This is a genomic window from Pseudomonas sp. Ma2-10 (genome assembly GCF_054330215.1).
In genome coordinates this window covers 96,717-115,639 of record NZ_JBTEYL010000007.1, presented here as the reverse complement: position 1 = coordinate 115,639, position 18,923 = coordinate 96,717, and the positions used below count along the sequence as shown (strand labels likewise).

Below are 18,923 nucleotides of genomic sequence, written 5' to 3'. Positions count from 1 at the left end.
GAAACCGATCAGACCGTCACCGCCATCACCGAGATGAGTTCGACCGCCGAAAGCGTCGCGCAAAATGCTGCTGAAACCGCTGCCTTCACCCAACGCGCCAACGAAAACGCCGACCGTTCGCGGGTCGTGGTGGGCGAAGCGTCGAACAGCGTGATTGCACTGATCGACGAAGTGGCCAGCGCCACCCATAAAGTCGAAAGCATGCAACAGGACGCTCAACGCATCACCGAGATTCTCGGCGTCATCGGCGCCATTGCCGGGCAAACCAACCTGTTAGCGCTCAACGCGGCCATCGAAGCCGCCCGCGCCGGCGAGCAGGGCCGCGGTTTTGCCGTAGTCGCCGATGAAGTCCGTGCCCTCGCCGCCCGCACTCAGGCCAGTACGTCGCAAATCAATGAAATGCTCACCCGCCTGACGCAGGGTGTGAGTTCGTCAGTAACCGCCATGGAAAACACCCAGACCAGCTGCCAGTCGGCCGCTGATGCCACGGCACGGGTCAACACCGGTCTGGATGAAATGGCCGGCAACGTCAGCCACATCAACAGCCTCAGCACCCAGATCGCCACGGCCGCCGAGCAGCAAAGCGCGGTGACCGAAGAGATCAACCGCAGCATGGTGCAAATCCGCCACATGGTCGACGAACTGGTGAAAAGCGGTCAGGCCAGCGAGCTCAATACCCAACAGTTGCTGGAAGCCAACAGTCGCGTGAGCGCGATCATGGGACGGTTCAGGGTTCGTTAATTCTGCTCTACCCTGAGTGCCATCCCCGGCACTCAGCGGGCAACCTGACAATCTTGTAATGTGCGCCTCATCTGACTGACAGCTTTGATCGACGATGATCAAGGCTGCCCAGTTTTGTATTAACTCGAAACACTCCTTGAATGCCTGACCAAAAAAAATGGTCAGAATGCATTTTTTTGGCCGCAACTCGAAACGAGATTCCCCATGCGAACCCACCTGCGTCTGATCGCCCTGAGCGCCCTGTTCATTTCCTCCCTGGCCCAAGCCGCCGACCTGATCCCGATCGAGGTTCACCGCGATGCCAATTGCGGTTGCTGCAAAAAATGGATCAGCCATCTGGAGGCCAACGGCTTCAAAGTCGACGATCACGTCGAAGCCGATATGAGCCAATTCAAGCAACAGCACGGTGTGCCTCCGCGCCTGGCGTCGTGTCATACCGGCTTGATCAACGGCAAGTTCGTCGAAGGCCATGTCCCCGCCGATCAGGTGCTGGCCTTGAGCAAGCGCGACGATCTGTTGGGCGTTGCCGCCCCCGGCATGCCCATGGGTTCGCCGGGCATGGAAATGGACGGCACGAGCGATGCGTATCAAGTGATCGGTCTGAAAAAAGACGGCACTGACGTGGTGGTGGCGGACTACCCTGCCCATTGATGTTCGGTGCGTACATCGGTCTGTTCTTCGCCGCATTCGGCGCGGCAACGTTGCTGCCCTTGCAGTCCGAAGCGGTGTTGGTGGGGCTGTTGCTCAGCGGCAAGTATTGGTTTTGGTCGCTGCTCGCCGTGGCGACATTGGGCAATGTTCTGGGGTCACTGCTGAACTGGTGGCTGGGGCGCAGTCTCGAGCGGTTTCGTGATCGGCGCTGGTTTCCGGTCAGCCCGCGCCATCTGGAAAAAGCCCGGGTCCATTATCAGCGCTATGGTCATTGGTCGTTGCTGCTGAGCTGGGCGCCTGTGATCGGTGATCCGCTGACCCTGGTGGCCGGTGTGATGCGCGAGCCGCTGGGACGATTCCTGCTGATCGTGACCCTTGCCAAAGGCGCCCGTTATGGTGTGCTGGCCATGGCCACATTGGGTTGGATGGGCTGAACGATTATCCGTGGCGATTGCCTGTGTTTAATGTCGCCCTAATCATGCCGATCCAGCATCGGCCGATTTCCAATGGAGTTCACCCATGTCCCTCACCCGCTCCCGCTGGCTGCCCGGCCTGCTGCTGACCGCTGCATTGCCTGTCATCGCCCACGCCGAAGGCCCGGAATATGGCCCGCAGTTGCAAGGTTTCGAGTACCCCTACACGGTCAAGCATTTCGCCTTTGAGTCCCAGGGCAAATCTCTGCAAATGGGTTATATGGACGTCGCCGCTGACGGCAAAGCCAATGGACGCAGCGTGGTGCTGATGCACGGCAAGAATTTCTGCGGTGCGACCTGGGAAACCTCGATCAAGGCCCTGAGTGAAGCGGGTTACCGGGTTATCGCCCCGGACCAGATCGGTTTCTGCACCTCCAGCAAACCCGACAATTATCAGTACAGCTTCCAGCAGCTGGCGGCCAACACGCAGCAACTGCTCAAGGCCCTCGGCATCCAGAAGGCCAGTTTGCTTGGGCATTCCACCGGCGGCATGCTCGCCACTCGTTATGCCTTGCAATATCCCGATCAGGTCGAGCAACTGGCGCTGGTCAATCCCATCGGACTGGAAGACTGGAAAGCCCTCGGCGTGCCCTATCGCACCGTTGATCAATGGTATGAGCGCGAGTTGAAGGTCACCGCGCAAGGCATCCATGACTATCAACGCAGTACCTATTACGACGGCCGCTGGAAACCCGAATTTGACCGCTGGGTGGACATGTATGCGGGCCTGAGCAAAGGCCCGGGTAAAACCCAGGTAGCGTGGAACTCCGCACTAATCTACGACATGATTTTCACCCAACCGGTGTACTACGAGTTCAAGGACCTGAAAGTTCCAACGCTGTTGCTGATCGGCACCGCCGATACCACGGCCATCAGCAAAGAAATTGCACCACCGGAGGTCAAGGCGAAAATCGGTCATTACGATGTACTCGGCAAGCAGGTGGCGAAACTGATTCCCCGGTCGACGCTGGTCGAATTCCCCGGCATGGGCCACGCGCCGCAAATGGAAGAACCGGCGCAATTCCACCAGGCCCTGCTCGCCTGGCTGAACAAAACCAATCCCGTTCATTGATGAGTCAGGCTGAGAGCAAGGTAGAGTGCGGTGATTGATGACTGCCGGCCCGGTTGGGCGAGTTCGAGACGATCTGCGTGATGCGCGAGCGCACCCGTGGCGCCTCGATTTGAGCTGTCCTTACACCGACCGCCAGAACGAAATGAATAATTGTTCACCCTGCGGTGTTCACCTTTTATCGCCCCTGAGAATCGCCGATAAAAAACCCAAACCTGAAGCCGGGGCGAGGTACGAACTGAAGCGAATTAACCTGTGGAGCATCGCCCATGAACACTCGTTTCGCTGTGTTAACCGTCCAGTTATTGCTGGCAGTCGTATTGTCCAGTTCGCTGGCGTTCGCCAAGGGGGGTGGCGATGACGCCCCCGCCAGACCCAATTGCCCCAAAGGCCAGGTCTTTGACTCCCGCTCGCAAAAATGCCTCAAGCACACCAGCAACCTGGTACCGGACGCCGACCGCACCGATTACGCCTATCGCCTGGCCAAGGACGGTCGTTATGAAGAAGCACTGGCCCTGCTCGACACCCTCAAACAGCCAAACACCGCCAAGGCCTTGAACTATCGCGGCTACGCTACGCGTAAACTGGGGCGCACCGACGAAGGCATCGGTTATTACCTGCAATCAGTCAAACTTGACCCGCACTACGCGCAAGTTCGCGAATACCTCGGCGAAGCGTATGTGATCAAAGGTCGGCTGGACCTCGCTCAGGAACAGTTGCAGCAGATCAAATCCATCTGCGGTAGCACCACCTGCGAGGAATATCAGGACCTGGTCGAAGCCATCAACGATTCCTCGAAAACCTGACACACCGAGCAGACGGAGGTCGCCATCGCCAGCGATCAGGCAATACGGGCAGAACTGGGCCAGCACCTGGCGCGTTTATGGCGCTACGGCCTGCTGTTGTCGCGGCAACGGCATGTCGCCGAAGACCTGGTGCAGGCGACTTGCGTGCGGGCACTCGAGCGTGCCGGGCAGTTTGTCCCGGGCACCCGCATGGACCGCTGGTTGCTGAGTATTCTGCACTCGATATGGCTCAACGAAGTTCGCTCCCGAAGAGTGCGTCATGGACAGGGGCTGGTAGATGCCGACAACGCCTTGTCGTTCGATGGTGAATACGCGGCGCAAACCCATGTCCTCGCGGCTCAGGTGATCAAGCGCGTTGATGCCCTGCCCGAAACCCAGCGCGAAACGGTGTTTCTTGCCTACGTTGAGGGCTTGTCCTACCGCGAAGTGGCGGACGTGCTGGACGTCCCCATCGGCACTGTCATGAGTCGCCTGGCTGCGGCACGCGCGAAACTGGCCGAGTACCCGCCGTTGCACGCCGTGCCGAACCCTTCCACTGGAGAACGTCGATGAACGATCACGTACGCCCGACGATACCCTCGGATGAGCAACTGGTGGCCTACCTCGACGACCAGCTCGACAGCGAACAGCGCACCCGCATCGACGCGGCCATTGCCGAGGACCCGGCGCTCAATCTGCGCCTGCAATGGCTGGCCCGCAGCAGCCTGCCGTTCAAGGAGGCCTACGACGAGTTGGCTCGACAAGCGCCCGTGGACCGCTTGCAATCGATGCTCGACACCTTGCCTGAGCCCGAACGGCCGGCCATGAATCGGCGCTGGTTTCTCGCAGCGGCCGCCGGGTTGGTGCTGAGTGGCGTGGTAGCGGACCGGCTGTTCCTCGGTTGGCAGTTGAGCCATAAAAAGGAAAACTGGCGCGGGCTGGTGGCCGAGTACATGTCGCTCTACGTGCCGCAAACTCTGGACCACTTGCCCAGTGACGAAGCCGCTCAGCGGGCGCAACTGCGGACCCTCGATGCACGTCTGGGCCTGAATCTTGCCCCCGCACAACTGGTCTTGCCACGCTCCGAGTTCAAGCGCGCACAAATCCTCGAGTATGACGGCGTCGCCATTGCCCAAATCACCTACCTGGACCCGGTCCACGGCCCCATGGCGCTGTGCATCACCCGCTCCAACAGCGGCAGCCGACAGTTCGCCCTGGAGCGCCGGTACGGGATGAACATTGTCTATTGGGCTGACATGCAACATGCCTGGATGTTGATCGGGCATAACCCGGTGGCGAATCTGGAGGACATGGCGAAATTGTTACGAGGCCGACTGAGCACGTGATCCGCGGCGGTCATCTACGGTGCCGAGTTGCACAAGGATCTGGACCTGCCCCACGCCCAATGAACATACGAGGCAGTTGCAGAGTGTGCGTCAAGTTGAGCAGGGCAACCACAGCCGGAACCGTGCCCCACCCAGCGGCGAAGCTTCAACGGTGAGCGTTCCGCCCTGAGCTTCAAGGGCCCGGCGGCTGATGGCCAACCCCAGGCCAAACCCGCCAGTGGCCCGATCCCGGCTTCGATCCAGCCGATAAAACGGTTCGAAGATCCGCTCACGCGCCTCATCCGGAATACCGATCCCATCGTCATCCACCCAGATTTCAGCCCCCTTGGCACATACCCGAACACCAATCTGAATGCGTTTTTCACAGTAGCGCATCGCATTGCGCAGCAGGTTCTGAATAGCGCGGGCAGTCAGCCTTGGGTCGAGGACGAAGCGTTCAAGTTGTCCGTGCAGGAGCACATCGATAACGATGTCCGGGGACTCCAGTTCTTCGTCGACGCTGCCAAGGATGCTGTCGATAAATTCATCCAGCGACACCTCAACCTGCTCCGGCTGCCGCGCGGGGTTTTGCAGGCGGCTGTAGGACAACAATTCCAGCACCAACTCGTCGAGTTCGCGAATGTGCGCAACCAGACCTTGCAGGCGCTCGCGGCTGGCGGCGGGCAAGTCGTCGGATAACGCCAGCGCCAGACCGAAATCCAGTCGTGTCAGGGGCGTGCGCAATTCGTGAGAGACGGCATTGAGCAGGTCCCGCTGCTGGTTGAGCAGGTTCTCGATATCGCCGGCCATGGTGTCGAAGACATTGGCCAGGCTGCCGATGTTGGAGCTTTTGGAAATCTGTGTGCGTTCGCTCAAGTGGCCTTTGCCGAAACGCTCAGCCGTACCTTTGAGGCGCTCCAGGTCGCGCCAGTGCGGGCGCAGCCACAGCAACAGGCAGGCGAGCATCGTCGCGCCGATCAGCACGTTGATGCTCCAGTACAACAAGCTGACGTCCACCGGGTCCGGCGGTACGACCATCTCCACCACCGTCCGCTCGTTCAGCGGCGACACCGCCAAGGTGCGCCAACCCCAGTCGCCAATGCGCACGACATTCTCGCCACGCTGTAAACGCTTGCGCTCATCAGGGGTGAAATCGGCATCGTCGTTACCGGTCAGGATGATGTGCAGCGGCTGGAATTCCGTGTCCATCTGCGCGGCCAATGCCGGCCACTGCTCCGGGGGCACGGCGTGAAACTGTTTAACGATGAGGGTTTGCAGCCCGCGTGAATAATCGAGGTTGTAGGTGACAAAGCGCTCCTGGAAGACCTTGATCACCACGTCAGGCACCAGATAGATCGCCGCACTGTACGAAACGATGGTCACCAGGTACAGGCGAAACAGGATTCTGAACATCGACTCAGCATTCCCACTCGGAACGGCTGAACAGGTAACCCTTGCCCCACACGGTCTTGATCTTGCGCGCCTCGCCGGCGTGGTCGTCGAACTTGCGCCGCAGCTTGGAAATCGCTACGTCCACCGAGCGGTCGGTGCCATTGAACTCGATGCCGCGCAGACGTTGCAGAATCTGGTCGCGACTAAGCACTTCGCCGGCATGCCGGGCCAGTACCACGAGCAGGTTGTATTCACCGCTGGACAGTTCGACCAATTGCTCGCGCCAGGTCACGGTGCGCTCGGACAGGTCGATGCACAGATTGCCCATCAGAATACGGTCGTTGGCCGTCTGCGGTTCAGTGAGGCTGCTGCGCCGCAATAAAGTCCGCACCCGGGCCAGCAACACCCGCGGTTCACAGGGTTTGGTGACGTAGTCGTCGGCGCCCATTTCCAGGCCAAGCACTTGATCGTGACTGTCGTCGCGGGCGGTGAGCATCAGGATCGGCAACGTGGCCGAATCGGCGCGCAGCAAGCGGCAGACTTGCAGGCCATCGAGCCCCGGCAGCATCAGGTCGAGGATCACCAGGTCCGGCGGATTCACCCGCGCACGCTCGCGCACATGGTCACCACGGCTGATCACGCTGACGCTATAGCCGTTGCGTTCCAGGTAACTGGCAATCAATTCGGAGAGCGCGGTGTCGTCTTCGACCAGGAGGATGTTGGGCATGGGGTGTTCCAGAAAGTGCTGTGGCGTTTGATAGACCGCTTTGGCGAGTCTGCTCGCGAATGCACTCTATCAGTCGCAATAGAAATCAAGGCGTGAAGGATATACGCCCTCACGCCCGCCTGAGTAAAACCCTTACACAATTTCACACAGCGCCTACAAAGCTTCACGGCTACCCTCCTCGCCTCCCCGTAGGATGCGGGGGGTCATTATTGGGGTATTACATGTCAAAGAATCTGCTTGCCAGGCTCAGCCTGATTGCACTGGCGGTGACGCTGAGCGCTTGTGAAAAGGCCTCCACGGCCGAAGAACAGGCACCTCTGGCCACGGTTCGCATCGAAACCATCCAAGCCCGGCCCCTGTCGATCACCAGTGAGTTGAGCGGGCGGATTGCTGCGCCACGCAGTGCCGAAGTCCGCGCCCGGGTTGCCGGGGTGGTGCTGCAACGGGTCTTCCGCGAAGGCAGCGATGTGAAAAAAGGCGAAGTGTTGTTCCGTATCGACCCGGCGCCGTTCAAGGCTGACCTGGACAGTGCCGAAGCGGCGTTGCGTAAGGCTGAAGCCAACGCATTTCAGGCGCGATTGCAGGAGCAGCGATATGCGCAGTTGATCGAAGGCAACGCCATCAGCGGCCAGGATTATGACAACGCCCGGGCCAGCGCCCGGCAAACGGCTGCCGACGTCGCCGCGAATAAAGCCACCGTGAAACGGGCGAAACTCAACCTGGGTTACGCCACCGTCACGGCGCCGATCTCCGGGCGCATCGGCCGCGCGTTGGTGACCGAAGGCGCACTGGTCGGGCAGAACGAAACCACACCGCTGGCGTTGATTCAGCAACTGAACCCGATTCACGCCGACCTCACTCAATCGACCCGCGAACTCAATGACCTGCGCCGGGCGTTCCGTTCCGGCCAGTTGCAGCGGGTCGGCCAGGACCAGGCCAAAGCCACACTGATTCAGGACGACGGCAGTCTCTATCCGTTGCCGGGCAAGTTGCTGTTCGCCGACATCACCGTCGACCCGGGCACCGGTCAGATCATTCTGCGCAGCGAATTCCCCAACCCGGACCTCGACTTGCTGCCGGGCAGCTTCGTGCGCGTGCGTCTGGAGCAAGCGGTCAATCAACAAGGCATCAGCGTGCCGCAACGGGCCATTCAGCGTGACAGTGCCGGCATCGCCCAAGTGCTGTTGCTCGACGCCGAACAGCGGATCGGCCAGCAACCGGTCGAGCTGGGCGCCGTGCAGAACGATCGCTGGATCGTCACCGGCGGCCTCAAGCCCGGTGATCGCATCGTCACCGAAGGCCTGCAACACGCCCGTCCTGGTGAAAAAGTACAGATCGACGAAACCCCTCTTCCACTTGCCCAGGCTTCTGGTCAGTAAGCAGGACGCTTCTTTATGCCGCAGTTCTTTATCGATCGCCCGGTGTTCGCCTGGGTGGTTGCCCTGTTCATCCTGTTGGCCGGCGCCCTGGCCATTCCACAGTTGCCGGTGGCGCAATACCCCAACGTCGCGCCGCCGAAAGTCGAAATCTACGCCGTGTACCCCGGTGCTTCGGCGCAAACCGTGGACGAAAGCGTGGTCAGCCTGATCGAGGAAGAACTCAACGGCGCTGACCATCTGCTGTATTTCGAATCCCAAAGCAGCCTCGGCAGTGCCACCATCACCGCGACGTTCCAGCCGGGCACTGACCCGGAAATGGCTCAGGTCGATGTGCAAAACCGCTTGAAAGTGGTCGAGTCGCGTCTGCCTCAAGCGGTGACACAGCAGGGTTTGCAGGTGGAGAAAGTCTCCGCCGGCTTCCTGCTGCTGATCACCCTCACCTCCAGCGACGGCAAGCTCAACGACGTGGCGCTCAGCGATTACCTGGCGCGCAACGTGATGAACGAGATCAAGCGCCTGGACGGCGTTGGCAAGGCGCAGCTGTACGGTGCCGAACGGGCCATGCGAATCTGGATCGACCCGCAAAAGCTGATCGGTTTCAACCTGACCCCGGCTGATGTCAACGCCGCCATCGTCGCGCAGAACGCACAAGTGTCGGCCGGTAGCATCGGCGACTTGCCGACCCGCACCACCCAGGAAATCACCGCGACCATTCTGGTCAAAGGTCAGTTGTCGACACCGGAAGAATTCGCCGACATCGTCCTGAAAGCCAATCCCGATGGCTCCGCCGTGCGCATCGGCGATGTAGCGCGCGTCGAGATCGGCAGTCAGCAATACCAGTTCTCTACCCGCCTCAACGGCAAACCGTCGACCGCCGTCAGCGTGCAGTTGGCACCGGGCGCCAATGCCTTGAGCACTGCCACGTTGGTGCGGGCGAAGATGGACGAACTGGCGCGCTATTTCCCGGCTGGCGTGGAATACAAGATCCCGTATGACACCTCGCCTTTCGTCAAAGTCTCGATTACCAAAGTGGTTTACACCCTCGGCGAGGCAATGTTGCTGGTGTTTGCGGTAATGTTCCTGTTCCTGCAAAACATCCGCTACACGCTGATTCCGACCCTGGTGGTGCCGGTGGCGCTGATGGGCACCTTTGCGACCATGCTGGCCCTAGGTTTCTCGATCAACGTGCTGACCATGTTCGGCATGGTATTGGCGATCGGCATCCTGGTGGATGACGCGATTGTGGTGGTGGAGAACGTCGAGCGAATCATGGCCACCGAAGGCCTGTCGCCCAAAGAGGCAACGCGCAAGGCGATGAAGCAGATCACCGGGGCAATCATCGGGATCACGTTGGTGCTGGTCGCGGTGTTCATTCCGATGGCGTTCATGCAGGGGTCGGTCGGGGTGATTTACCAGCAGTTCTCTTTGTCGATGGCGACTTCGATTCTGTTCTCGGCGTTCCTCGCCCTGACCTTGACCCCGGCGTTGTGCGCGACGCTGCTCAAGCCGATTGCCATGGGCGAACATCACGAGAAGCGCGGGTTCTTTGGCTGGTTCAACCGGCGTTTCGAGCAACTGACCGAGCGTTATCAGGGCTGGGTCGCCTATGCGCTGAAACGCACTGGCCGTTACCTGCTGATCTACGGCGTGCTACTGATCGGATTAGGCGTGTGTTTCAGTCGACTGCCCTCCTCGTTTCTGCCGGTGGAGGATCAGGGTTACACCATCACCGACATTCAACTGCCACCGGGCGCGAGCAAGAACCGAACAGTGCAAGTCGTTGAACAAATCGAAGCGCACAACGCGACTGAACCCGGCGTCGGCGACAGCACGGTAATTCTCGGTTTCAGCTTCTCCGGCAGCGGCCAGAACGCCGCGTTGGCGTTTACCACGCTCAAAGACTGGTCTGACCGGGGAAGCGACGACTCGGCCAGCTCCATTGCCGACCGCGCCAACATCGCGTTGAGTCAGATCAAGGACGCCGTGGCGTTTGCAGTACTGCCGCCGCCGGTTGACGGTTTGGGCACCTCCAGCGGTTTCGAGTTCCGCTTACAGGACCGTGGCGGTCTTGGCCATGCCACGCTGATGCAGGCGCGCAGCGAATTGCTCGCTGGCGCCGAGAAAAGTCCGATCCTGATGAACGTGCGCGAAAGCGCCCTGGCCGAAGCACCGCAGGTGCAACTTGAAGTCGACCGTAAACAGGCCAACGCGCTGGGTGTTTCCTTTGCCGACATTGGCAATGTGCTGTCCACTGCCGTCGGTTCGGCCTACATCAACGACTTCCCCAATCAGGGGCGGATGCAGCGCGTGGTGGTTCAGGCGGAAGGCGATCAGCGCAGTCAGGTTGCCGACCTGCTGAAGATTCACGTGCGCAACAGCAGCGGAAAAATGGTGCCTCTGTCGGCCTTCGTCCAGGCCAAATGGACTCAGGGGCCGGCGCAATTGACTCGCTACAACGGCTACCCAGCGATCAGCATTTCCGGCGAACCGTCGCCCGGTCACAGTACCGGCGAAGCCATGGCGGAAATCGAACGTTTGGTGGCACAAGGGCCAGCGGGATTGGGCCAAGAGTGGACCGGGTTATCGTTGCAGGAACGCTTGTCCGGCAGTCAGGCGCCCATTCTGCTCGGGCTGTCGCTGTTGATCGTGTTCCTGTGCCTGGCGGCGCTGTATGAGAGTTGGTCGATTCCGACCTCGGTGCTGCTGGTAGTGCCGCTTGGCATGCTCGGCGCGGTACTGGCCGTGACCTTGCGCGAAATGCCCAACGACGTGTTCTTCAAGGTCGGGCTGATCACCATCATCGGCTTGTCGGCGAAGAACGCGATCCTGATCATCGAATTCGCCAAGAGCCTGTACGACGAAGGCCACGACCTGATCGACGCCACGCTGCAAGCCGCACGTCTGCGACTGCGGCCGATTGTCATGACGTCGCTGGCGTTCATCCTCGGCGTGGTGCCACTGGCGATCGCCACCGGGGCCAGCTCCGCGAGCCAGCAAGCTATCGGCACCGGGGTGATCGGCGGGATGATCACGGCGACGCTGGCGGTGGTGTTTGTGCCGGTGTTTTTTGTGGTGGTGATGAAACTGGTAAAAAAACGCCATGGATGAAGTCGGGGGGGGCGTTAAATACGTCGGTCATCCGTCTTGCAGGTGCAGCATGAAAATCGTGCGCCAGACCATCCTCGACGGTTTGCCTGTCGCTGGCAGGTGGTTTCTCACGTTGACTTGACGCACGGCGCCAGCACAACAGGTACAAAAATGCCCCGACACATTCGGGGCATTTTTGTATTGAATGACCGCAAGACACTCCCTCGATTAGAAGAAGTAACTCAGCCTCAAGCTACCGTTCCAATCCTGACTAACCGTTGTACCTTTGCTGCCACCCACTTGGCCGGAAACCTGCCAGTTGCGTTGCGCCGGTGTCCACTTCAAGCCGGCGCCATATTCGATAGAACTGCTGGCGCGATCATCATCGAAGCTGTCGTCGTTGATCTTGACCTCGTTGGTTTTCACAAACTCATGATTGACCGCTGTGGACAGACTCGGTTCTAGAAGGCCGCCGTTGTCGAGAGTGATGACACGCCCGCCACGAACACCCACCTTGCCTTGCAAGGAACGCATGGTATCGGCTTTGACTTCGAGCCCATTGTCGAGCCTGTAGCTCTTGCTTTGGATGACCCCCGTTGAGACCTGTACTTGAGGCTCGACAAAATAATCATCCTTGAGATGGATATGCTTGCCCACGGCCACCGACCCACTGGCGCCCAAGGCCTTGTAGTCACCCTTGGCCCGAGTGCCATCACTCATGGTGACCTTAGCCTTGTTATCGAACTGATTGACCTTGGCCATGACATTGACGAATACACCGCTTTGAACATCGAACGTGCTGCCGTAAACACCGGCATTCAGGCTGTCGACGGTGGCGCTGGAGCCGTATTTGAGGTCCATTTTGGTATGGCTTGTTCCGACGAATCCGCCCAGCACCCACGACCTCCCAACAAGATCCACTGTTGTGTCGGCCCCTCCCGTAATTCCGGTCTGATTCTGGGTGTAGCCATCTCCATAGGCGTTACCAACGTTGTACTGGTTGCCATAAGTACGAACCCAGACACTGTTGCTGAGGTTCTTCACCGAGCGGTCGTTCATCGAGCGCATCGAGGCTTGCGGTCGTACGCTCAGGCTCCGGTCCCCCAGTTGGTCGCTAAGCATGGCCCCTTCAGCATTCAGCACACTGCGCGCACTCCCAGCCAGGGCCAACGCAGTATTACTTGAGGTACTGACCGTTTCCTTATCTGGATTCAGGTACAAACCCTGACCTTCTTTGGCCAATCGGTACACAAACGTACCTGCGTCCACGGTTTCACGACCGCCCAGCGTGAAGCTCGCGTCGCCAGCAGCAATATTACCGACCTTCACCGCTTCAGACGTGACAGGTGTCGTACCGGTCGCGCTGATCTGCAGTTGATGTTGCCCGCTCGCATTGCCGGTGACGTTCAAGAAGTCGGTGTCACCGTTGCCCAGATCGGTGCCCATCACAAACGTTCCCCTACCGGAAAGATCACCCACGTTCAATTGTTGGAACTGCTCGTTGGTACCCATGCGAACCACGCCGTCATTCAGGGCGAGGCGTTGCACGTTACTGCCGCCGGTCATTACCCACTGCGCGGCGTTGTTGATATTGAGGTTGCCGGAATTGTTGATCTGGCCGGTCACTACCGACCCGTTGTCCAGCAGCACGCTGGCGACATTCTCAATATTGCCGTTGATCGTAGAACCGTTGTTGAGGTTGACCGTGGCACTGGTGCCTGCAACGGCCAGCACATTGCCGTTCAATTGACTGCGCGAGTCGAGATTTATCCGCGTAACGTTTTGAAGATTGCCATCGATGGACGCTGAGTTTTGCATCGACAGCGCGACGGTGCTGCCCGTATCGGCAATGACATTGCCGCGCAACATACTGGCATCGACGTTTAAATTGGCGGTGGAGCGATTGGTCGCCTGCAACAGTGTGCCGTTGCCGCCGAGCAGCTCTGAATTACCCAGCACATTGACGGTGGCAACCGTGCCAGCGTCCCCGGAAGAACCGAGCACAATCGCCGAGCCTGTACCGCCCGTCACACGGGTGCCGTCGAGCGTAACGGTGCTGGCATTGACGCCTGTGTTATCGGTGACAATTTGCAGACCATCCTGCACTCCGGCGATGGTGCTGCTGACGGCCTTCAGCGTTGCGCCGCCCAACTGCACACCGTAACTGGTGGCGCCCGTGCCACGAACCTCTGAGTTTGCGAGATTCAATACCGCAAAACCCACGGCATTCGCGCCACCGGCTGCCCCCGTGATCACGCTGTTGCCGGTCACCGACGCGCTGGAGGACGCAGAGGTATTGATGTTTCGTCCTAACAAAAGCCCGAAACTGTTGGTGCTGGTAATCGTTGACTTGTCGATGGTCGCAGAACTGTCGCTGAGTGATACCCCCCCCCTGCCGGTCGAGCTGTTGACAGTTGCACCTGACAACGAAAGCTTGGAGTTGTCACGAGCCTCGATTCGCTCACTCTGGCCACCGTTGAAAATGATGTTGGCGTCTTGTGAAGTAATTGACAGTGTGCTTGCGTTATTGATCGTCAGCGTTCCGCCCTGCGAAACCGTCCACGCCTCCGGAGCCGATGGATTGGTGACGGTCCAACTCTCACCGGGAAGCAGTGTTCTGGCATACACGGTGGGTGTACCGAGGACAATCGCAGCAAGCAAGTATCCAGTAGTTGCGCATTGGTTGAAACGAGAGGGTAGAGGCATTAAAACTCCGCACAGCGAACAAATCCAAAAGCGACTTTTTGGTAAACAGAAAAAATCGCCCCAAAAACGTCCTACAGACTAATCAGCAATCTCTCGGCAAGATGTAGGAGTTATCCTCGGTTCAGTAGGATCTATCTGCAAACGTGAAGAGAAATATAACTGCCAGTCGTCAGAGACTAATGAATACGCGGGAGCAAAACACCTCTCCCGCGATGTACTTCCCTTACGACTCAGGCCGGAACAGGCGTTCGGTCGCAGTACTCGGCACTCGAGGTGATGGTGTCCAGTTTTTTGATGATCGGAATCGAAGTTTGAACGCCCCCGATATTTACCGTGTACCAATACTTGGCCCAGGCCTCCGCGCCCCGTTTAGGTTGTGCAAGCTTGAAGATGGCTGCATTGCCAACACCTGCAACATCCGCCGTGCCGGGGGCCAGGATGGTATATGGCTGGGAATCCGCCGTATTCGGGATCAAATTACTTCCCGCCTCATCGCTGTACGCTTCAAAGTGCACGGTGATCACGATACCCTGCGGCAAATTGATTGCATCTTTTGGAATACCGATTGCCACCTGCCAGTTAGTCATCGCATTGTTCATTGCGAAGCAGTCCATCTGATCCTTTAAAGGGTTACGGATCCGGATGGTCGGCGCGAGCAAATCGATTCTCTTGCCACTGACAAGTACGGTTTCTGAACTGGACTTGATGACATTCTTGTCTATGCCCGTCTTCTGGCGTGTCCAGTAGGCAGGTACGCTCGGTGTCGGCAGTGCCGCGATATCCGCAGCGGTGATCTCATGACTAAACGTATTAATGTCACTGAACGGTGAAACCTCGCCTACCGGTTTGCCGTTCAGGTAAAACTTGGCGGTTTCAGTCGAATTAAGCGGCGGATCCGTCAGTGCCAGCGTTACTTCGATTTTCCCTGGATTGTCGCGATCACCCGGTTGTAAGTCATTCGGTGTATTGGAGGCACCGGTGACTACAGGCAAGGCAAAGGCCGGGTTTACATCTTCAGGCAGTTCCGGAAACAGCCCTCCTGCCGGATACAAATCCGCCCAGAAAAATAACTCTGGCGATGCAAAGGTATCGGCTCCACGAACAACCTCTGACCATATTTTGAACTCCATGGCTTCTTCATACGCGCCAAAGAGATCTTTGAAAGAAGCCTGATAGTCAAGGGTGAATGGCACATCCACGTTAGTGATAGGGACAGGGCCCAGCATTTTGAAATTCGTAGGGTCTGTAGCATCTTCGACGTAGATCTGTATGCCATCGCCTGGTTCCAGGTTTTCGATGAATGAGCGTTCGACGATCGCCTGTATGTTGCCTGTTGCAAGGAAGTTATCCAGATAAATCGTGGTGGTGGCATTGGGGTCAGTCGCCGGCACCAGCGGCGCCTTACGCAAAATCGGGTCCAATGCAAGACCCAGTGTCAGGAGGGGGGCGGGAGCGGAACTTACGCTTCGGTTTCCGACATGGTCCGTCCAGAAAAAATGAGCCATAACCCGGCCGTTCTGGAGTTTGCGCAGCTCAGTGTTGGGCACGGAAACTGAGCCATCAACCGGAACCGCGCCTGTATACACAACGATATCCACGCCACCTGAAACCAGATGGAGCTCCAGCTCATCATCAATACGACGATTCGCATAAGCGATGCCAAAAACCAGCTCTGCATTCGCATTTGCGGGCAACTGCATCCAGGCTTCGTTGACGGTCCTTTGCGAATCCGTCGGCGCATTGGTGAAAGCCGGGGCGGGCGTTGGTGGGGTCAGTCTTTTCGTCGGAAACTTGAGCCCGAACGGCGGCTTTTCATCAATGACGAGCCTGATTTCATTCGAAGGGTCGTCGTTACCGGCGCCGTCCCTGTAGACCAGGACTTGCACTGTATACGCCGTTGGTCCAGCAGGCTGAGGCAAGTCCGGCAAAAGCGCTTTGTCCAGCTCAATCAAGAAAGGGTCAGGACGACCAGCGACCGGGCCAAGCACCTTGAAACCTATTTGCTTGAGCTGTTCGCCCTCGACAGCAGCCCAAATATCACATTCATCACCGTCGAGTGGCTGTGCAAAGGAAGCCAACTTGATAATGACTTTCCCGGTATCCAGCTGACTCTTTGGAATGAAATCGTCAGTTAGCGTATCCACCGAAATGGCTGTTGCATAAATACCATTAATCCTCTCGCCGAATAGTGGAGGGTTAGCCCTAGCTTTAAATATCACCTTTTGTTGAGCAGTCATTTCCCTTTCTCCTTCATTAAGCCCGGACGGGCCACTTTCACCAGGTACTACTTGGTCGATTTTCACCAAAGCTTTTGTTGACTCTGCAATAAGGCGCCCGCCCCGGAGTAGTTGGCAGATAACCGTCGCCGAGTCATTATCAAATAATTGGCGTATGTGGGGCTGGTACGGCACAACATGATCAAATCCGTTCGTTATGTCGGCAGCGGAGAGAGTCTTATCCCAGACACCATAGGTTCCAGGCACTTCTGGTGCACTACCGTTCAGGGACGAGTATCCTCGCCAGTGAATTTTTGCGACGTCTCCGGGCACCGCAATGTTCGTGAAAGCGGGAATGACAACAGTAGCGCCACTTGTCAAAGGAGGTTTCGTATTGTTATTCAGATACCCCCAAAGTGTGGCATGCCGAAACCGAGGTTCTAACAACACTAACAGTGGCGAGTGATCAATGGTCAGTTGTCGTTCTGGCGAGGGGTCATCAGTCCCACCCGACCCTTTCCAGACTTTGTAATACACGAATGCAATGCCGTCAGCGGCCAAGTGTTGTGACGTCAGATCGAAATATAAAAAAGTAACGTTTAGTGGACTTTTATAAAAAACGGTGTAAAGCCTGTTTTCCACGCGATTCTGACGCAACATCACCCAGAGTTCATCATTTGGCACCGGGTCGACCCAATAAGGAATGACGATACGGGTGCCCTTAAGAAGAATCTCGTGGGAGACATGTCCTGCCGGATCACTATCATTGACGCCCTCCACTGAAAGCGGCAGTGCCAGTGGTCCTATGGCTCTGTTGGGTCGTTGATTAAAAGGCACCAAGTTCATTTCTGTATCACCGACGAATACGGAACATCGAAAGGTTTTAGCGTATTTGTTTGCAGTTCAGTTGAGGAAATTAGGCGCTTGTACATTGAAGTTGGCTACTGTCATATCTGACAGGTTTGCCTACCGCCTGTCGGATACGCCGGGGGTCTAGCCCGTTGTCGGAAACATTTTGACTTGACGCAGCCAAAGTAACTGCCGTCTTCTGAAACCGGTTTCAAACCATAAGCAGACTAATTCCGTGAGCGATTTCTCTGCCGCCCAACGCAGCCGCGTGACCATGCTCGACGTCGCCGAACGCGCCAAGGTCTCCAAGGTCTCCAAGGCCAGCGTCTCGCGCTTCATCGGCGACGACCGTGCCCTGCTCTCCCACGCCACTGCCTCGCGCAGGCGATTGCCGAGTTGGGCTACCCTGCTGCGCGCCTACAACATCGAAGGCTTGATCGTGAACACCCTCGGCCATCATCGCGACGTGCTGCTGGTCACAGAACCCTATGACGGCATCAGTTCACGGATTGAGAGGGTCAGCAGCTTCGAGGCGCAGATTGAACAACGCCCGACCCTGCGCGGCACCCTCTTAGAAACCGGCAGTGAACTGACCGCTAAACTGAAAACCTTTCTCGAAACGCCAGGCCCTGGCCCGAAAGCGCTGTTCTGCGCCAACGGCATCGCCGCGTTGGCCAGCACCCATTCATTGCGAGAATTGAAGTGCAATCTGTTCGAGAACGTCGGCCTGATTGCCTTCGATGACCTGGATTGGTATCCGCTGGTAGGCAGCGGCATCACCGCCCTCGCCCAGCCGACGGCCGAAATTGGCGCCCGTGCGCACGAGTGTTTGCTCAAGCGTTTGCGCGGTGATGACGGGCCAGTTCGAACCCTGGATTTTTCAGCGAAGTTGATAGTGCGTGGGTCGACGATAAAGTTGCGGGCGCCCAGCGACAGGTACTGCCGGGCAGCCAATGAGGTGCCATATCCCGCCAAGGGCGAGGCGGTTGGTAGTTGTTGGTCGGGCTGTTTTTGATCAAGTCGCGGCAGCCTTGGGTATCCACCGGATCACCGATCAGGCTCAGTTCCAGGTAGGCCCTGCCCGGTTCGGCCCCAGGCAAGTCAATGGTCAGACTATTGATGGCACTTACGGAGGTCAGCCCGGAAGGGCCATTGGAACGGCTCATCACCGAGCTGCTTTCTGCTCTGACGCGGGGGGTATACAGGATGCCGTACAGTTGGTTGAGTTCGTCTTGTTGAGCCTTGGCCGCGATAGGCTCTAGATTGCCTGCTCGAGCTTTTGACCAGCAGCAGAAGTTGAGGAAGTTTTGCAGTGGGGTTTGCTGAAAGAACCAGGAGATCAGGTACAGCACGCCCAGTGCGGCAATGACCCAGTTGAGCGGGCCCATGCATAGCGAGTAGCGCATGATCGCCGCCTCCACTTCCACTAAGCCCGCCAAGGCTCTCGCCGTCTGACCAAAGCCTAATAGCGCTTGAGCCCCATAGGCCGTTACCTGGCCCGCAACGACAGTCTTGCGCATCTC

13 protein-coding genes and 1 pseudogene are annotated in these 18,923 nt (G+C 58.1%); 10 read left to right on the top strand and 4 right to left on the bottom strand.

The window, feature by feature from the left end; genetic code table 11:
- Nucleotides 1–213 precede the first annotated feature (213 nt).
- The 7 genes and pseudogenes from ACXPVS_RS11540 to ACXPVS_RS11510 form a co-directional block, all read left to right on the top strand.
- Nucleotides 214–741, top strand: a pseudogene (locus ACXPVS_RS11540) (methyl-accepting chemotaxis protein); the annotation flags it as partial.
- Nucleotides 742–945: 204 nt separating this feature from the next.
- Entirely contained in the window at nucleotides 946–1,392 is a 447-nt protein-coding gene (locus tag ACXPVS_RS11535) for a DUF411 domain-containing protein (RefSeq protein ID WP_458510037.1), read from the top strand.
- Nucleotides 1,392–1,826 carry a YqaA family protein gene (locus ACXPVS_RS11530; protein WP_458510036.1) on the top strand — a complete coding sequence of 145 codons (435 nt, stop codon included), beginning with the start codon at nucleotides 1,392–1,394 and terminating at the stop codon, nucleotides 1,824–1,826. Before ACXPVS_RS11535 ends, ACXPVS_RS11530 begins: the two co-directional genes overlap by 1 nt.
- Nucleotides 1,827–1,911: 85 nt before the next feature.
- Nucleotides 1,912–2,937 carry an alpha/beta fold hydrolase gene (locus tag ACXPVS_RS11525; RefSeq protein ID WP_458510035.1) on the top strand — a complete coding sequence of 342 codons (1,026 nt, stop codon included), beginning with the start codon at nucleotides 1,912–1,914 and terminating at the stop codon, nucleotides 2,935–2,937.
- Nucleotides 2,938–3,203: 266 nt separating this feature from the next.
- On the top strand, nucleotides 3,204–3,740 hold the full coding sequence (locus tag ACXPVS_RS11520) for a tetratricopeptide repeat protein (protein WP_458510034.1): 537 nt from the start codon (nucleotides 3,204–3,206) through the stop codon (nucleotides 3,738–3,740).
- 54 nt (nucleotides 3,741–3,794) lie between these two features.
- On the top strand, nucleotides 3,795–4,292 hold the full coding sequence (locus ACXPVS_RS11515; protein WP_458510129.1) for an RNA polymerase sigma factor: 498 nt from the start codon (nucleotides 3,795–3,797) through the stop codon (nucleotides 4,290–4,292).
- Nucleotides 4,289–5,065 carry an anti-sigma factor family protein gene (locus ACXPVS_RS11510; RefSeq protein WP_458510033.1) on the top strand — a complete coding sequence of 259 codons (777 nt, stop codon included), beginning with the start codon at nucleotides 4,289–4,291 and terminating at the stop codon, nucleotides 5,063–5,065. Before ACXPVS_RS11515 ends, ACXPVS_RS11510 begins: the two co-directional genes overlap by 4 nt.
- A 90-nt stretch (nucleotides 5,066–5,155) precedes the next feature.
- Here ACXPVS_RS11510 and ACXPVS_RS11505 read toward each other — a convergent pair whose 3' ends face one another.
- Nucleotides 5,156–6,457, bottom strand: coding sequence for an ATP-binding protein (locus tag ACXPVS_RS11505; protein WP_458510032.1), 1,302 nt, complete (start codon nucleotides 6,455–6,457; stop codon nucleotides 5,156–5,158).
- Between the two features lie 4 nt (nucleotides 6,458–6,461).
- The gene (locus ACXPVS_RS11500; RefSeq protein ID WP_008155184.1) at nucleotides 6,462–7,163 is read right to left on the bottom strand and encodes a response regulator transcription factor; all 702 of its coding nucleotides are present in this window, start codon (nucleotides 7,161–7,163) and stop codon (nucleotides 6,462–6,464) included.
- Nucleotides 7,164–7,384: 221 nt separating this feature from the next.
- Between ACXPVS_RS11500 and ACXPVS_RS11495 the strand changes: the two genes are divergently transcribed.
- Nucleotides 7,385–8,542, top strand: a complete 1,158-nt coding sequence (locus tag ACXPVS_RS11495; RefSeq protein ID WP_458510031.1) for an efflux RND transporter periplasmic adaptor subunit — start codon at nucleotides 7,385–7,387, stop codon at nucleotides 8,540–8,542.
- Between the two features lie 15 nt (nucleotides 8,543–8,557).
- Nucleotides 8,558–11,650 (top strand): multidrug efflux RND transporter permease subunit, encoded by a 3,093-nt coding sequence (locus ACXPVS_RS11490; protein ID WP_458510030.1) that lies wholly within the window; start codon nucleotides 8,558–8,560, stop codon nucleotides 11,648–11,650.
- 207 nt (nucleotides 11,651–11,857) lie between these two features.
- Here the strand turns inward: ACXPVS_RS11490 and ACXPVS_RS11485 are convergent, their stop codons facing one another.
- Together ACXPVS_RS11485 and ACXPVS_RS11480 are read right to left on the bottom strand one after the other, a co-directional pair.
- Complete coding sequence (locus ACXPVS_RS11485) at nucleotides 11,858–14,335, bottom strand: autotransporter outer membrane beta-barrel domain-containing protein (protein ID WP_458510029.1); 2,478 nt, start codon at nucleotides 14,333–14,335, stop codon at nucleotides 11,858–11,860.
- Between the two features lie 230 nt (nucleotides 14,336–14,565).
- Nucleotides 14,566–17,397: a hypothetical protein gene (locus ACXPVS_RS11480; protein WP_458510028.1), complete on the bottom strand. Its 2,832-nt coding sequence runs from the start codon at nucleotides 17,395–17,397 to the stop codon at nucleotides 14,566–14,568.
- A gap of 238 nt (nucleotides 17,398–17,635) precedes the next feature.
- On the opposite strand from ACXPVS_RS11480, the gene ACXPVS_RS11475 reads away from it, so the two are divergent.
- Nucleotides 17,636–18,415: a substrate-binding domain-containing protein gene (locus tag ACXPVS_RS11475; RefSeq protein ID WP_458510027.1), complete on the top strand. Its 780-nt coding sequence runs from the start codon at nucleotides 17,636–17,638 to the stop codon at nucleotides 18,413–18,415.
- The last annotated feature ends 508 nt before the right edge of the window (nucleotides 18,416–18,923 follow it).

What these genes read in the sequence shown, in the direction of transcription:
- ACXPVS_RS11535 (WP_458510037.1), top strand. Translation starts at nt 946, where the DNA reads ATGCGAACCCACCTGCGTCTGATCGCCCTGAGCGCCCTGTTCATTTCC.
- ACXPVS_RS11530 (WP_458510036.1), top strand. Translation starts at nt 1,392, where the DNA reads ATGTTCGGTGCGTACATCGGTCTGTTCTTCGCCGCATTCGGCGCGGCA.
- ACXPVS_RS11525 (WP_458510035.1), top strand. Translation starts at nt 1,912, where the DNA reads ATGTCCCTCACCCGCTCCCGCTGGCTGCCCGGCCTGCTGCTGACCGCT.
- ACXPVS_RS11520 (WP_458510034.1), top strand. Translation starts at nt 3,204, where the DNA reads ATGAACACTCGTTTCGCTGTGTTAACCGTCCAGTTATTGCTGGCAGTC.
- ACXPVS_RS11510 (WP_458510033.1), top strand. Translation starts at nt 4,289, where the DNA reads ATGAACGATCACGTACGCCCGACGATACCCTCGGATGAGCAACTGGTG.
- ACXPVS_RS11505 (WP_458510032.1), bottom strand. Translation starts at nt 6,457, where the DNA reads ATGTTCAGAATCCTGTTTCGCCTGTACCTGGTGACCATCGTTTCGTAC.
- ACXPVS_RS11500 (WP_008155184.1), bottom strand. Translation starts at nt 7,163, where the DNA reads ATGCCCAACATCCTCCTGGTCGAAGACGACACCGCGCTCTCCGAATTG.
- ACXPVS_RS11495 (WP_458510031.1), top strand. Translation starts at nt 7,385, where the DNA reads ATGTCAAAGAATCTGCTTGCCAGGCTCAGCCTGATTGCACTGGCGGTG.
- ACXPVS_RS11490 (WP_458510030.1), top strand. Translation starts at nt 8,558, where the DNA reads ATGCCGCAGTTCTTTATCGATCGCCCGGTGTTCGCCTGGGTGGTTGCC.
- ACXPVS_RS11485 (WP_458510029.1), bottom strand. Translation starts at nt 14,335, where the DNA reads ATGCCTCTACCCTCTCGTTTCAACCAATGCGCAACTACTGGATACTTG.
- ACXPVS_RS11480 (WP_458510028.1), bottom strand. Translation starts at nt 17,397, where the DNA reads ATGAACTTGGTGCCTTTTAATCAACGACCCAACAGAGCCATAGGACCA.